This window comes from Myxococcus xanthus, assembly GCF_006402735.1.
Lineage (GTDB): Bacteria > Myxococcota > Myxococcia > Myxococcales > Myxococcaceae > Myxococcus > Myxococcus xanthus_A.
In genome coordinates, this window is the sequence record NZ_CP017174.1 from 3011812 (window position 1) to 3026126 (window position 14315).

The 14315-nt window shown below is 71.0% G+C and carries 9 protein-coding genes; 5 read left to right on the forward strand and 4 right to left on the reverse strand.

Translation table 11 applies throughout. From position 1 onward, the window contains the following. Positions 1-13: 13 nt before the first annotated feature. From BHS09_RS12795 to BHS09_RS12805, 3 genes are read right to left on the reverse strand one after another with little or no spacing between them, the layout of a single operon-like run. Complete coding sequence (locus tag BHS09_RS12795; protein ID WP_140798003.1) at positions 14-841, reverse strand: isocitrate lyase/PEP mutase family protein; 828 nt, start codon at positions 839-841, stop codon at positions 14-16. 50 nt (positions 842-891) lie between these two features. Further along, positions 892-1404, reverse strand: coding sequence for a methylated-DNA--[protein]-cysteine S-methyltransferase (gene ogt, locus BHS09_RS12800; RefSeq protein ID WP_140790049.1), 513 nt, complete (start codon positions 1402-1404; stop codon positions 892-894). After that, positions 1358-2950: an AlkA N-terminal domain-containing protein gene (locus BHS09_RS12805; RefSeq protein WP_140798004.1), complete on the reverse strand. Its 1593-nt coding sequence runs from the start codon at positions 2948-2950 to the stop codon at positions 1358-1360. The genes ogt and BHS09_RS12805 overlap by 47 nt, the downstream gene beginning before the upstream one ends. A 196-nt stretch (positions 2951-3146) precedes the next feature. Between BHS09_RS12805 and BHS09_RS12810 the strand changes: the two genes are divergently transcribed. Beyond that, positions 3147-4079 carry a metallophosphoesterase gene (locus BHS09_RS12810; RefSeq protein WP_140790052.1) on the forward strand — a complete coding sequence of 311 codons (933 nt, stop codon included), beginning with the start codon at positions 3147-3149 and terminating at the stop codon, positions 4077-4079. Here BHS09_RS12810 and BHS09_RS12815 read toward each other — a convergent pair. Continuing rightward, on the reverse strand, positions 4076-4984 hold the full coding sequence (locus BHS09_RS12815) for a phosphatase PAP2 family protein (RefSeq protein ID WP_140798005.1): 909 nt from the start codon (positions 4982-4984) through the stop codon (positions 4076-4078). The two genes, BHS09_RS12810 and BHS09_RS12815, sit on opposite strands and share 4 nt — an antisense overlap. 86 nt (positions 4985-5070) lie before the next feature. On the opposite strand from BHS09_RS12815, the gene BHS09_RS12820 reads away from it, so the two are divergent. The 4 genes from BHS09_RS12820 to BHS09_RS12835 all read left to right on the forward strand — a co-directional run bounded on the left by BHS09_RS12820 (position 5071) and on the right by BHS09_RS12835 (position 14276). Next, positions 5071-5892 (forward strand): GNAT family N-acetyltransferase, encoded by an 822-nt coding sequence (locus BHS09_RS12820; RefSeq protein ID WP_140798006.1) that lies wholly within the window; start codon positions 5071-5073, stop codon positions 5890-5892. Positions 5893-6054: 162 nt separating this feature from the next. Further along, entirely contained in the window at positions 6055-9294 is a 3240-nt protein-coding gene (locus BHS09_RS12825; protein ID WP_140798007.1) for a PD-(D/E)XK nuclease family protein, read from the forward strand. Beyond that, a complete protein-coding gene (locus BHS09_RS12830) occupies positions 9291-12953 on the forward strand; it encodes a UvrD-helicase domain-containing protein (protein ID WP_140798008.1) in 3663 nt (1220 codons plus the stop codon). The genes BHS09_RS12825 and BHS09_RS12830 overlap by 4 nt, the downstream gene beginning before the upstream one ends. 12 nt (positions 12954-12965) lie before the next feature. Beyond that, positions 12966-14276, forward strand: coding sequence for an adenylosuccinate synthase (locus tag BHS09_RS12835; RefSeq protein WP_140790062.1), 1311 nt, complete (start codon positions 12966-12968; stop codon positions 14274-14276). The last annotated feature ends 39 nt before the right edge of the window (positions 14277-14315 follow it).

The following is a 14315-nucleotide window of genomic DNA, read 5'->3' on the forward strand; positions in this document are numbered from 1 at the left end:
CGGGCGTCTGTCCTCAGGACGAGGCGTCCGACGGCATCAGCGCGTTGATGGCCGCGTAGTCCATCCGTTTCTGACACAGGGGCTCGGAGCTCCCGTCCGCGAGGAAGGCCGTGGCCAGGGCCGCGGCTTCGCCCAGCAACGTCTGGGGAATGGAGGCGCCGCTGGAGAGTCTGCGGATCCCCACGCGCCGCAGTTCCTGGGCGTTGGGGAGGCCGGGGCGGACCATGGCGTTGACGGGAAGGAGCGTGCCCGCGGTGATGGCTTGGAGGCCAGCCGCATCCACCAGTCCGGGCACGAAGAGTCCGTCCGCGCCGGCAGCGCGGTACTGCTCCGCTCGGGCAAGCGTCTCCCGCTGCCGCAGCGGCTCGGGGACCAGCCCTCGCAGATACACATCTGTCCGCACGTTGATGAAGAGCCGGACACCCAGGCGGGTGCTGACCTGCCTCACGCGGGCAATCTTCTCGCACAGCGCCGCGGGCGGGCTGCTTGCGTCCTCGATGTTGATGCCCACGGCACCCGCATCGATGAGGCGGCCAGCGGCGTCCCCCACCTGAGCCGCGTCGTTGGAGTAGCCGCCCTCGAAGTCGACCGTGAGGGGGACGCGGATGACACGGGTGATGGCGCTGACCGTGGCAAGCAGTCGGTCGAGCGGGAGTGCGTCCCCGTCCGGATACCCATGCGCCCAGGCGACGCCCGCGCTCGTGGTGGCAATGGCCTTCGCGCCCAGGCTTTCGATGAGCCGTGCGCTGCCCGCGTCCCAGGCATTGGCCAGGATGAGGAGGTCGGGGCCCTGGTGCAGGGCGTGGAACGTCTCTGCGCGGCGGGTGCTGTCGGTGGTCATGAATGGACTCCTGTGAAGGTGTGCCGGTCGGGAATCACATGAAGTGAAGGTCAGGCCACGGAGCACGATGCATGGCGGCGCTCGTGGTCGAGCAGCCACTGCTTGCGCTCCAGTCCACCGCCGTAGCCCGTCAGTGACGCGTTGGACCCCACCACCCGGTGGCAGGGGACCACCACGCCAATCGGGTTGGCGCCGTTGGCCATGCCCACGGCGCGCACGGCCTTGGGGCGGCCGATTCGCTGGGCCAGTTGGCCGTAGCTCGTGGTGGCGCCCGCGGGGATGTCACGCAGCGCGCGCCAGACTTCTCGCTGGAAGGGCGTACCCGCGGTGGCCACGGGCAGCGAGTCGATGACGCTGACGTCTCCGCGCAGATAGGTCTGCATCGCGGTCGTCCTGCCGAAGGGGTCGCTCGCGGGCTCGAGCACGTAGCCGTTCACGCCATAATGGAGCCGCAGCAGCCGGAGCATCCGGGGCTCGTACTCCTCCCAGTCGACCGCGCGAAGGCTGCCCGCTTCGTCACAGACGACCAGCATCAAGCCGATGGGCGTGGGGGCGCGGTCCATGAGCAAACGCAGCGGCGGGGGCATCGTCATCTCTCTGTCGCGAGGGGGAGCGGGGAAGGTGGGGTGTGGGCCCGGGCCGGGCGGCATCCGCGGCCCAGAGGTGCTGCGCGGCATAGGCGCGCCAGGGGCTCCAGGCTTCGGAACGGCGAAGCGCTTCATCTGGAGAAGGCCGCACGCCATCCTCGCCCGTGAGTGCACGCAGCAGTGCGACATCCGCCGAAGGGAAGGCATCCGGTTCGCGCACGGCGCGCAGCGCGATGTACTGCGCAGTCCAATCTCCGATGCCGGGGATGCGCTTGAAGCGTTCGACGGTCTCCTCCAGCGTGGCGCGTGGCTGGAACAGCCTCGGGTCCGCTGCGGCCGCCGCGGCCAGGCTCGACAGGGTCCGGGCCCTGGCGGCCGGCATGCCGAGCGAGCTCAAGTCCTCCTGCGCCAGTCTTTCCGGCCGGGGAAAGGTGCGCATCAACCGGGCGTCTCCCGTCGATTCGACACGGGTGGGCTCGCCATACGCCGCGACCAGCCGCGCCCCGAGTCCGCGCGCCGCGGAGACCGTGACTTGCTGTCCCAACACGGCGCGGACCGCGAGCTCGAAGCCGTCCCAGCCTCCCGGTGCTCGCAGTCCTGGTCGCAGGGACACCAGCGGAGCGAGGTGCGGGTCGCGGCACAAGTGTTCCCGGATGACGTCCATGTCCGCGCCCACGTCGAAGACGCGCCGGACCTGTGCCACCACCGAGGGCAGGGCCTGAACCTGGGGGAGGCGGAGCGTCGCGAGCAACCCGTCGCGTCCAGGGGCTCGGAAGACTTCGACGGCGCCCTGACCGCCTGCGGTCGCCACGGTCCGCCGGTAGCGCCCGGCCTCGATGTGCTCCAATCCCGGTAGGGCCCGTGCCTCCAGATGCGCCAGCATCGCTTCCCAGTCATAGGGGGGCTGGTAGGGGATGAAGAGCGTGACACCCGCGGCGGCATCGCCCACCGGGGCTCGGCTCCGGCGGAGCGCGCTGGGAGGCCGTCCATACAGGGCGCGGAACACGTCGTTGAAGCGGCGGACGCTGCGGAACCCCGAGGCCAGTGCCACCTCGGCCATGGGCAGGGTCGTCTCATGCAGGAGCTGCCGGGCGAACAGCACGCGCCGCGTCTGGGCGACGGCCACGGGCGAGGCTCCCAGGTGCTGCTGGAACAACCGCCGCAGCTGCCGGTCGCCCACGCCCAGCCGGCCCGCGAGCTCCTCCACCCCGGCGCCGTCGTCATCCAGGCCGCCCTCGGCGATGAGCGCCAGGGCCCGAGCGACGGTGTTGGAGGTGCCCCGCCAGAAGGCGAGGTCCGGTGATGTCTCCGGGCGGCAGCGCAGGCAGGGCCGGTAGCCCGCATCCTGGGCCCCGGCGGCGCTCGGATAGAAGGTGCAGTTCTCGAACCGGGGCGTCCGGGCCGGGCAGATGGGCCGGCAATAGATGCGCGTCGTCCGGACGGCGGTGAAGAACCGGCCGTCGAAGCGGGCATCTCGGGTCTGCATCGCGCGGTAGCACGCGCTGGCGTCCAGGCCGTTCATGAGGGGGCAAACTCCCATACCCGATTGCCGCTGTCTGGCCGCTTTCGGACCTCAATGGGCACGGATTGGACGGGGTGCGTCATCCGTCCCGCCCGGGGTTTGGCCGCCCGGAGAGGTTGCGTTCTGTCAGCCATTGGCGACATGAGATGATCTCGACTCGACAGGGCGGTACGGCGCGTGCAGCCTTTCAAGCAAGATGCCGGAACCCCTACTCGTCGCGGCCGTGGGCGACATCCATGGCCGCTTCCACCGTGTGGAGACGTGGCTGGACGCGCTGGAGCAGGCTCGAGGCCGCCGGGTGGACCTGGTGCTGGCGGTGGGCGACGTCGAAGCCTTCCGCCGCGCGGATGACCACCGGCGCAAGGCCGCCAAGCGAGCCATGCCCGCCGAGTTCGCGGAATACGCGGATGGGCTCCGGCAAGTGAAGCGGCCCCTGTACTTCATCGGGGGCAACAACGAGGACTTCGAGGCGCTGCACGACCTCCAGCAGGGCGGCAAGCTGGCGCCGAACGTGACGTACCTGGGCCGAGCCGGGGTTCGCGAACTGTGTGGACTGCGGGTGGCGTACCTGTCGGGCATCCACGCGCCGCGCTTCGTCGACCAGCCGCTGAAGCCACCCTCCACGCCGGACATGGTGAAGCAGGCCGGCTACTTCCGCACGCCAGAGGTCGAACAGGTGGCGGAGCTGCGCGACGTGGACCTGATGCTGGTCCACGAATGGCCGCGAGGCATCGTCCAGCGCGCGCGGGAGGAGAACCCGTCACCGCCAAGGCCGTTGCCCTCCTATTGGATTGGCAATCCCGTGACGCGGCGGCTCGTGGACACGGTGTTGCCGAAGTGGATGCTGTGCGGCCACTCGCACAAGGGCTTCGCGGTGACGCTGGAGGCCCCGGGACGCCCGGCCACCCGCATCGCCTGCCTGGACCAGGCGGCCAGGGCCCAGGAGTCCATCTTCTGGTTGGAGTACGAGGACCGTCAGGCCCTGCGCGCGGGCTGGGGCCTGTCGGGCGCCGTGTCGTGGACCGCCGGCCAGCGCTGGGACATGAACTCGCTGCCTCCGCTGGCCGCGGAGGGAGAGGGCGCCCCCGCGGAGTTCGGCCTGGGAGAAGCGATGCCGGCGCGGAACTAGAAGGTGCCGGAGATGCCCACCATCCGCGCGCTGGCCACGGGCGCCATCTGGACCTGCCCTGACTGGATGTTCGGCGTGGCCTCGCCCTTCCGGCCATGGAGCAGCAGGGGCACGGCGACGCCGACCGCCGAGCCGAGCAATGCGCCGGTGGCCACGTCCGTGAGGTAGTGCTTGTCGGCGCCCATGCGCAGCAGGCCCACGGAGGTGGCCACGGGCAGGCCCACCGCCCAGAGCCACGCCTGGTGCTTGTAGCCGCGCAGCGCGGCGACGGTGCCCGCGGACACCACCAGCGAGAAGGCGAGGTTGGTGTGCCCGCTGTAGAAGGACAGGTTGTTGTCGCTGGGGTGGTCGGTGAGGCCCTTCTGGTCCTCGGGCAGCACGTGGACGAAGGGGCGCTCGCGGCCGGCGATGAACTTCACCGTCTGGTTCGCCAGGGAGGCGAACACCGCGCTCTGGACGATGATGGTGGCGTCCTGGGCGAAGTAGCGAGTCGGAGCGCCCGAGCCATGGCCCATGGCGTACTGGATGCCGAGCACTCCCGCCGGTAGCGCGCCGAAGCCGATGATGTTGCTCCAGTCGTGGGCCCGTTTGCGGGCGGACGGCGTCGACCCGACGATGCCCCGTCCCCAGCGGTCCAGCCGGTTGAGGCGGTCCGTCCCATCTGGCGCGCGGTCGCACCAGCGGCACTGCGCCGGGGCCAGGTTGTCCTTGAAGAGCGTCTCACTGGAAATCCACAGCACGCCCGCCGCGCCGGTGATGACCCCATCCCGGGTCCAGTCGAAGCGGAGCTCATGGAGCCGCGGCTCGTCCGAGCCGCCTTGCGCGGCGGCGGGGGAGAAGGGGACGACGGTCAGCAGGACGGCAATGGCAAACGCTCGATAAGGGAGGCGCACGGCTGGCAGCATAGGGGCGCAATCCCTTCGGGTTCCAGCGAAGTCCCATGACTTCGTGCGTAGACTCGGCCCGCATGTCTTTGGAGGCGTGCCCCCTCATGCAATTGACTCCCGCGTCGGACCTGCCGCTGCGCGCCCTCTCCACGCTGTTTGCCCGCGCCTTCGAGGGGTATTTCGTCACCGTGCCGGATGCCCCCGGCCTGTTCGACGCACGCGTGCGCAGTGAGCACATCTCGCTGGAGGAAAGCCGCGTCGCGCGCGTGGACGGGGAGCCCGTGGGGCTCGTGTTGATGGCCCGCCGGGGACGGGAGAGCCGCGTGGCGGGAATGGGGGTGGTGCCCGCCTGGCGGAATCGCAAACTGGGCGGTGCCATGCTGCGTCCACTGTTGGAGGACGCGCGAGCGCGGGGCGACACCCGGATGCTGCTGGAGGTCATCGAGCAGAACGCGCCCGCGGTGACGCTCTACGAGCGGCTGGGCTTCCAGCGCGTTCGCCGGCTGGTGGGCTTCATGGGGACGCCCGAGCCCTTGGCGGGTGCCTCCGCGCTGGAGGAAGTGGACCCGTGGGAGTGCGCGCGGCTGCTGCCCGAGGGATTGCCCTGGCAACTGGCTCCCGCGACGGTCATGGGGTTGGCGCTGCCCGCGCGTGCGTTCCGGCTGGGCCCCGCGGTGGCGGTGGTGGCGGATGTGGCGGCGCCCACGCTGGTCGTCCGCTCCGTGGGGGTGGAGCCCTCGGCCCGGGGGCAGGGCGCTGGCCGCGGGCTCCTGGGTGCCCTGGCCGCGCGGTGGCCCGGGAAGGCGCTGGCCGTGAGCGCCGTCGTGCCGGAAGGCCCCCTGGCGCGCTTCTTCCTGGGCGCGGGATTGGGGCCGACTCCGCTCACACAGCTCGAGTTGGAGCTGCCACTGGAGGCGCGCTCATGAGCCCCCGAGACTCGTTGTAAAACCGGGAGGCCCGGCGCGGATATCGATGGACTGGCCGGGAATACGCGGACAGCGGCCGGGCAGGCGCGGAAATGACCTGGGCGGCGGGCCTTGAATGGAGCATGAAAGTCACCCGCCCGGTCGTTCTAGAATCCGCCCCGCATGCCCTTCCGCTCTGGCCGCACCCTCCACGTGTTCCCCGACGCCGGCCGGCGTCAGGCCGCGTTGCGGGCCATGGGCGACGCCAGTGGGCTGAGCGTGGGCGCGCACCTGCTGACCTGGGACGAAATGCTGCAAGCGATGGGCGGCGCGCGGGAGCTCAACCGGCGTCCATGCCCGGCGGTGGCGGCGCGAGCGGTGGTGGCCTCCCTGGGATTGGAGCTGGGGCCTACGCCTTTCGGCGACTATGTGCGAGAGCCCGCCTTCGCGCGCGCCGCGCTGGACGTGGTGCTGGACCTGAAGGCCGGGCGCCTGTCCGCTCGTGAACTTCAGGACGCGGTGGAAATCCTGCCGCAGGAGCGCAGGACCCGGATCCGCGTGATTGCGCGCCTGTACCACCTGTACGAACAGCGGATGGCGGAGCTCTGTCTCGCCGACCGCGAGGATGTGCTGCGCGGTGCACGCGAGGCACTGGGCCGAGGCGCGTGGCCCGTGGGGTTTGAGGGGCTGAGCACGCTTGTGCTTCACGGCGTGTACGACGTGCGGCCCTCGGGGTTGGAGCTGTTGCTCGCGTTGGCGGCGGCGTGTGAGTCCCGTCGGGTGACGTTGCGCGTGGAGACGCCGGTGGGTGGCTCGCCCGCGGCGGACGCGGCGCTGACGGCGCTGTTCCGCGCCTTCGAGAACCGCGGCGATTCCATGACGCACGTGGACCTCTTCAAGGCGGACGTCTCCTTCGAGGGCCGGCCTTTCATCGACCTGGGACGCCACCTCTTCTCGCCTCGGGCGCCGCGCGACGTGTTGAAGGACGCGGTGCCGTCCCTGCGCGTGTGGAACGCGGCCACGGCCCGTGACGAGGCGCGTCTGTTGGCTCGGGACGTGCGGCGCCTGCTGGCCGAAGGCGTGGCGCCCGGCGACATCGCGGTGGCGTACCGCGAGCTGGGGCCCGAGGCCGGCTGGCTCGCGGAGTCGCTGGGGGAACTGGGCGTGCCGGTGCGCCTGCCCTGGGGCGAGCCGCTGGGACTCGCCGGGCCCGTGCGTCTGGCGCTGGACCTGCCGCTGCTGGTGGAGGATGGCTTCCCGGTCGAGCGCATGGCGGACCTGATGGGCAGCCGCTATGCGCCAAAGCTGTCACGCGGTGGACCGGATGCGCCCGCGACGCTCTTTGCCCAGGCCGCCGTGCGCGATGACCGGCTGGGCGCGGTGCGAGGCCGGGGCGCCTACGACGTGCGATTGGACGGGCTGGCCCGGCGGCTGCTCGCGCTCAGCGGTACGCGCAAGGCGCAGGACAGCACCCGAGTCGACGCCGTGAAGTTGCTGCGTGAGCGCTGTCTGCTGTTGGTGGACGCCTGCCGCCGCATTCCCGAAGAAGGCACCGCCGCGGAGTTGCTCGCGGCGTGGTGGCAGGTGGTGGAGCGGCTGGGCCTCGTGGATTCGGAGGGCGCGTTGGCGCCACGCGAGGAGGGTGGGTTGGGCGCGCGCGCGGCGGATGCGCGGGCTCGGGATGATGCCGCGCGCGAAGCGCTCCGCCTGCGGGTGCAGGGTCTGACGCGGATGATGAAGGCGGTGGGCGGCGGACCGAAGATGCGCCGCCGGACTTTTGGCCGTTGGCTGCGTGACGCGATGGCGGATGCGCACCTTCCTCCGCGCGGGCCCCGTGGTGCCGCCGTCGAGGTGCTCGACGTGGCCGAGCTGCCGGGCCGTTCCTTCCAGCACCTCTTCCTCGCGGGGCTGACGGAAGGCCGCTTCCCCGGGCGTGACGCACCGTCTCCGCTATTGGCGGACGCGGAGCGCGCCGCGCTCAACAAACATCTGGGCCGCGACGTCTTCCGGCTCACGGGCGGCGAGTTCGACGAGCGCGCGGCGTGGCGCCTCACCGAGGACCGCCTGCTGTTCGCCAGCGCACTTGCTGCCGCCGAGGCGAGCGTCAGCCTGTCCTTCGCGGTGGAGTCCGCGGGCGGTCAGGAGCAGGTACCATCGGCGTTCCTGGAAGAGGTGCGCCGGCTCACCGCGCTGAAGTGGGAGCCGCGCTCGCTGTCACCCATTCCGCCGCTGGACGAAGTGCTCACCGAGTCCGAGCTGCGCCGCTGCGTGGCGCTGGAAGCCCTGTCCCAGCCCAAGCTGCGCGTCACCGAACCCGATGCGGCGGCCGCGGTGCTCCGGCGCCGCTTCGCACCCGAAGCCTGGTACGCGGGCGCGCGCGAGCTGTCGGAAGTGGAGATGGAGCGCCTGTTTTTCTTCGGCGATCCGCAAGTGCAGCCCGGCCCGTACTCCGGCTCGGTGGACCTCGACACGCAGCGCGAGTCCCTGCGCGAGACGTTCCGTTTCGACATCACCCGGCCGCTCTCCGCGTCGGCGCTGGCGCGCTTCGGCAACTGCGGCTTCCAGGGCTTCCTTTCATATGGCCTGAAGGTGGCCGAGCCGGACGTGCCGGGCGAGGAGTTCGACGCCCGGGGCCGTGGCACCTTCTGGCACAAGGTCGTGGAGGAGGTCTTCGCGGCGCTGAAGGAGAAGCAGCTGTTGGGCAAGGCGCCGGAGGAGGTTCCGGACGAGGTGCTGGACGCCGCGCTCAAGGCCGCCATCAAGGACTTCGAGCGCGTGCACCACGTGGGGCATCCGGAGCTGTGGAAGCTGGCGCATGAGCGGGCCCGAGCGATGGCTCGCCGCATCCTCGTGGACGAGCGGCGCGGTCTGCCCTTCGACGCGATGACGCCGGAGAACTTCGAGTTCCGCTTCGGACCCGCCGCCCGTGACGACAAGTGGAGCAACGTCGTGCTGCACGCAGGCGAGGAGCCCGTGTACTTCGAGGGAACCATCGACCGGCTCGACAAGTCGGGCGGCGAGGTGGGTGTCATCGACTACAAGTCGGGCCGGCTGGACAAGCGCTCGCTGAAGGAGCGGCTGCTGACGTCGGACTTCCAGCTCCCGCTGTACCTCTACGCGGCGCGCGAGAGCGGCCACACGGAAGCGCGGCAGGCCGCGTGGTTCTCTCTGCGCACGGGCATGGCCATCCGCCTGTCCGAGGTCATCTCCGACGTGGAGCTGGACGAGCTGCTGTCGAAGGACCCCGAGGTCCGCGCGAAGGTGGCGGAGAAGGAAGGCCTCAACCTGCCCAACGCCGTGGAGGCACTGGTGGGCACACTGCGGCAGGGCCAGTTCGCCGCGCGGCCCCAGGACTGCGGGACGTGTGGCTATCGCGCGGTGTGCCGGATTACGGACAGGCGCATCACGGAGGACGGGGGATGAGCGGCGAGCCGTCCCTCTTCGCGTTGGAGCGCAACCTCGCCCTGATGGCGGGCGCCGGCGCGGGCAAGACATACAGCCTGGTCACCATGACGTTGCACCTGCTGGCCGGCGCGCGCGAGGCCGGCGGTGCGGTGCGCCCGTCGCGGCTGTGCATGCTCACGTTCACGGACAAGGCCGCCGCGGAGATGCGCGCCCGCGTTCGCCATCGTCTGGACGGGCTGGCCCAGGGCGACACGCGCCTGGACCAGGAAGTGGAGCTGCGAGCGTCGCTGGCGCGGTTGGACAAGCCGTTCCCGCTGCCGGACGCCTGGCGGCAACTGCGTGAGGAACTGGGCGCGGCCACGGTGGGTACCTTCCACTCGCTGTGCGGCCAGTTGCTGCGGCGCGCGCCGCCCGCGGTGGGAATCGACCCGAACTTCGAGGTGCTGGACTCGCTCGAGGCGACGGGGCTGGTGCAGGACGTCTGCGAGCGCGTGGTGCTGGACGCACTGGAAGCCGGTGACGCGCAGGTCCGGGAGCTGTGTCAGGAGCTGGGCTTCTCCGGCTCGGGTTTCTCTGATGGGCTGGTGGCCGCGTTGGTGGCCGTCTACGGCAAGCTGCGCGAGGAAGGGCTGCGCGCGGAGAAGGCCGCCGTGAGTGACGCCGCCGAAGCGCGCGCGGAGCTGGAGTCGTCGGTCACCCGGTGCCTGGAGCTGTGCGCCGAGGCGCGGGGCCTGGACGCGAAGGGCGAGTGGAGCCGGTTGCTGGGCGGGCTGGAGCGCGCGCTCAACGGCATGACGCCCGAGAACTTCGGGCAGGGCGAGCGCTTCCCGTGGCTGCGCGCGTGCTTCAAGGCGGATGGTCGCAACTTCGCGCGGCTCAGCAAGGGGGCCGCGGGGCCCGTGCGAGAGTTCTACTGGCGCGTCTTCGGCAAGAGCGATGGCTCCGTGCCCCGGTTGGATGATGCCTGGGCCGCGTGGCGCACCGCGCCCTTCGAGGTGACGTTCCGCGAACTGCTGACGCGTGTGGAGACGCGGCACGACACGGAGTTGTCCCGCCGCAACGTGCTGGACTTCACGTCCCTGCTGGTGAAGTCGCGCGACCTGCTCCGCGCGCATCCCGAGTTCCGCCGCCAGGTGCAGGAGCGCATCGGCGCGCTGCTGGTGGACGAGTTCCAGGACACCAACCGCCTCCAGTTGGAGCTGGTGCTGCTGCTGGCGGAGAAGCGCGAGGACGGCCCGCGCGAGCTGCCGCCGGACGCGGACCTGGCGACGGCGCTGCCGCTGGAGCCCGCCTTCCTCTGTGCGGTGGGTGACCGCAAGCAGTCCATCTATGAGTTCCGCGGCGCGGACGTGTCCGTCTTCTCCGTGCTGGCGAAGAAGCTGGTGGACGAGGGCGGCACGCGCGGCTTCCTCCAGCACAACCGCCGCTCCGTGCCCGGGCTGCTGTCGTTCTTCAATCGCACCTTCGCGGGGGTGCTCGTCGCCGCCGATGCCCGGGCGCCTCGGCCCTTCGAGGTCATCTACGTTCCGGAGCAGGACGACCTCGCCGCGGTGAGGCCGTCGCTGTCGGACGCGCCGGTGGTGGAGCGGCTGCAACTGGAGGAAGCGGACACGGCGGCGGACCTGCGCTGGCTGGACGCGGATGCGATTGCCCGGCGGCTGCGGTGCCTGCTGGCGCCGGGGGCACCTGCGTCCGTGGCGCGCGAGGATGGCGAAGGTTTGCGTCCCGCACGGGGCGGAGACGTGGCCATGCTCTTCCGGACCTTCACGCACCTGGAGGTGTACCGGCAGGCGCTCATCCGCCACGGTGTCCCGCACCGCGTGCTGCGCGGTCGTGGCTTCTACGGCGCGCAGGAGGTGCTGGACCTGGCCTCGCTGCTCGCGCTGCTGGCGGATGCCGAGGATGCCTTGGCCTTCGCGGCGGTGCTGCGCTCACCCTTGGTGGGGTTGAAGGACGCGTCACTGTTCCTCCTGGCGGGAGACGCGCCCCTGTCCTTGTCGTCGCCCCGGCTGACGAACCCGGAGGTGTTGGCTTCGTTGTCCGAGCGTGAGCGGCAGCGCCTGGAGCGTTTCCTCGCCGCGCTTCCCGGCCTGAGGCGCGAGCGCGACCGGATGGGCGTGCGGGAGCTGTTGGTATCCGCGCTGGACGTGACCGGCTACCGCGAAGCGCTGGCGGGCTCGCCGTATGCGGAGCAAGCCAGCGCCAACGTCGAGAAGCTGCTGGCGCTGGCGTCGCGGCGGGACGAGCGCGGCACGGGCGGCTGCGTGGCCTTCGCGCGCGAGCTGCGGATGCTGGCGGAGAACAACCCCACGGAGGCCCAGGCGGACCTGCTGGACGCGAGCGACCCTCGCGCGGTGCAACTCCTCACCATCCACAGCGCCAAGGGACTGGAGTGGCCGGTGGTGGTGGTGCCCTCGACGGGCGGCCGGAGGCGCAGCACCTCGGGCCGTGCCCACTTCGAGCGCACGCATGGCATCTCCCTGCGGCCGTGGGTTCCGGATTCGCTGGACGACTACACCTCCAGCCGCTTCGACGCGGTGCGCGCGGAGCTGAAGGCGCGCGAGGACGCCGAGTACCGCCGCCTGCTCTACGTCGCGCTCACGCGTGCCAAGGACATGTTGGTGCTGGCGGGCGGCGCGGAGCCACGCGGTGGCAAGGACTCCTGGTGGCATCTCATTGACGGGCGCCTGGAGGTGGATGCGGAGCTGCGTGGCCTGGTCGATGATCTGGACGTCGACACGCTCCCACCACCGGCGGACCCGGAGCCGCCCGGTCCGGATGCCCTGTTGCTCGCCGAGGCGCGCGTCGAAGCCGCGCTGCTGCGGGTGCGAGGCCAGCGTGTCGCGCATGCGGAGTCACTGGGCGCCGCGGTGGCTTCCGCGGAGGCGTTGCAGGACTTCATCGCCTGCCCGCGCCGCTTCCACTACGTGCACCGGTTGGGGCTGCGCGGTGCGCCGTGGCCGTGGGAAATGCTGCCTCGTGGCGCGCCGCCCCTGGTGGAGCCTGACGGCTGGCTTCCCGCTGAGCGTCCCGAGGACCTGGTGCAGCGGCTGCTTCGCGGCGTCGACCTCCGATTGGCGGCGCCGGATGTGGACGCTTCCGAGCGGCGGGCCCACCTGGAGACGCTGCTGCGTGACGCGGGCGCGCTTCCGGACGAAGAGGGCATGCATGCAGTGCTGAACACCGTGGAGCGCTTCCTGACGTCGGCGTTCGCACGTGAACTGGCGCGGGTGCCGTCACAGACAATTCACCGGGGCCTGCCCTTCATGCTTGCCCTGGAGGGTGAGGTGGGGGTCGAGGGGGCGGTGGACCTGTTGTGGGAGTCGCCCCACGGGGAGGCCGTGGTGGTGGCCTTCAAACACGGTGGGCGTCATCCACTGGGAGCGGCCGCGTACACCTACGAGCTGGCCGCACTGGGACTGGTGGCCCGGCGGATGGTGCGAGAAGGGGTGCCGGTGCGGGTGGGAGTCGTCTTCCTGCGAGAGCCCCAGCCGGAGCCCGAGTGGCTGTCCGGGACGAGGGGCCTGGAGGAGGCCGCCGGGCGGCTCGCGGGGGCTGCACGGGCAGTGGCACGCGGTGAAGCCAGGGGTGAATGGGATGGGAGGGAGAAGGCAGCCTGCCAAGCCCTGCATTGTGGCTTCGCGGAACACTGTCACCCGGCCCCCCGCGCGTGCTAAGCGGCGAGCACCATGCCGAACGTCGTCGTCATCGGAGCGCAGTGGGGAGATGAGGGGAAGGGCAAGGTCGTTGACCTTCTCACCGAGCACGCCCAGGTCGTCGTCCGCTTCCAGGGCGGCAACAACGCGGGCCACACGCTGGTGGTGGGCGGGCAGAAGACCATTCTCCACCTGATTCCCTCGGGTATCCTCCACCCTGGGAAGACGTGTGTGATTGGCAACGGAGTGGTGGTGGATCCTGCCGTCCTCGTCGGGGAGATTGACGCGCTGAAGGTGCGCGGCTTCCTCAAGGACGACGCGCAGCTCCTCATCTCCGACAATGCCCACGTCATCTTCCCGTGGCACAAGCTGTTGGACAGCTTCCGCGAGAAGGCTCGCGGCGGCAGCGCCATTGGCACCACGGGCCGGGGCATTGGCCCCGCGTACGAGGACAAGGTGGCCCGTCGCGGCATCCGCGTGCGGGACCTGCTCAACGCGGACCGGCTGCGCACGCGCATCGAGGCCCGGCTGCCGGCGGCGCTGGACGAACTGAAGGACCTGTGCGCGCAGGCGGGCGACCCGGTGCCGCAGCTCGAGGTGCCGCAGGTGTTGGCGGAGTTCACCGCCCTGGGCGAGCGGCTCAAGCCCTTCGTCCACGACGCCTCGCTCTACCTGTCCGGTCAGGTGCGCCGCGGCGCCCGCATCCTCTTCGAGGGCGCGCAGGGCACGCTGCTGGACGTGGACCACGGCACCTATCCCTTCGTGACGTCCTCCAACTGCGTGGCGGGCAACGCGGCGGTGGGTTCGGGCCTGGGCCCCACGGCCATCGACAAGGTGATGGGCATCAGCAAGGCCTACACCACGCGCGTGGGCGGCGGTCCGTTCCCCACGGAGCTGAACGACGCCATCGGCGACCAGCTGCGCAAGGTGGGTGACGAGTTCGGCGCCACCACTGGCCGGCCCCGTCGGTGCGGCTGGCTGGATGGCGTGGTGCTGCGCTACGCCTCGCGCGTCAATGGCCTGTGGGGCATGGCGCTCACCAAGCTGGACGTGCTCAGCGGCCTCAAGACGCTGCAGATCTGCACCGCGTACGAACTGGACGGCCAGAAGGTGACGGAGCTGCCCGGCGACTACGAGGACCTGGCGCGCGTCAAGCCCATCTACGAGACGCTCCAGGGCTGGGACGAGCAGATCGCTGGTGTGCGGACCTTCGACGAGCTGCCGGAGAACGCCAAGCGCTACGTGCGCCGCGTGGAAGAGGTCAGCGGCGTCCCCGTGGTGTGCGTCTCCGTGGGCGCCGACCGCGGTGAGACGGTGCTGCTCCAGAACCCGTTCCGGAGCTGAGCGGAGGCGAAGGGCTGGCGTCGCTCGCGGGCGTGCTGA

Coding starts and splice junctions, on each gene's coding strand:
- BHS09_RS12795 (WP_140798003.1), bottom strand. CDS start 841: ATGACCACCGACAGCACCCGCCGCGCAGAGACGTTCCACGCCCTGCAC.
- ogt (WP_140790049.1), bottom strand. CDS start 1,404: ATGGACCGCGCCCCCACGCCCATCGGCTTGATGCTGGTCGTCTGTGAC.
- BHS09_RS12805 (WP_140798004.1), bottom strand. CDS start 2,950: ATGAACGGCCTGGACGCCAGCGCGTGCTACCGCGCGATGCAGACCCGA.
- BHS09_RS12810 (WP_140790052.1), top strand. CDS start 3,147: ATGCCGGAACCCCTACTCGTCGCGGCCGTGGGCGACATCCATGGCCGC.
- BHS09_RS12815 (WP_140798005.1), bottom strand. CDS start 4,984: ATGCTGCCAGCCGTGCGCCTCCCTTATCGAGCGTTTGCCATTGCCGTC.
- BHS09_RS12820 (WP_140798006.1), top strand. CDS start 5,071: ATGCAATTGACTCCCGCGTCGGACCTGCCGCTGCGCGCCCTCTCCACG.
- BHS09_RS12825 (WP_140798007.1), top strand. CDS start 6,055: ATGCCCTTCCGCTCTGGCCGCACCCTCCACGTGTTCCCCGACGCCGGC.
- BHS09_RS12830 (WP_140798008.1), top strand. CDS start 9,291: ATGAGCGGCGAGCCGTCCCTCTTCGCGTTGGAGCGCAACCTCGCCCTG.
- BHS09_RS12835 (WP_140790062.1), top strand. CDS start 12,966: ATGCCGAACGTCGTCGTCATCGGAGCGCAGTGGGGAGATGAGGGGAAG.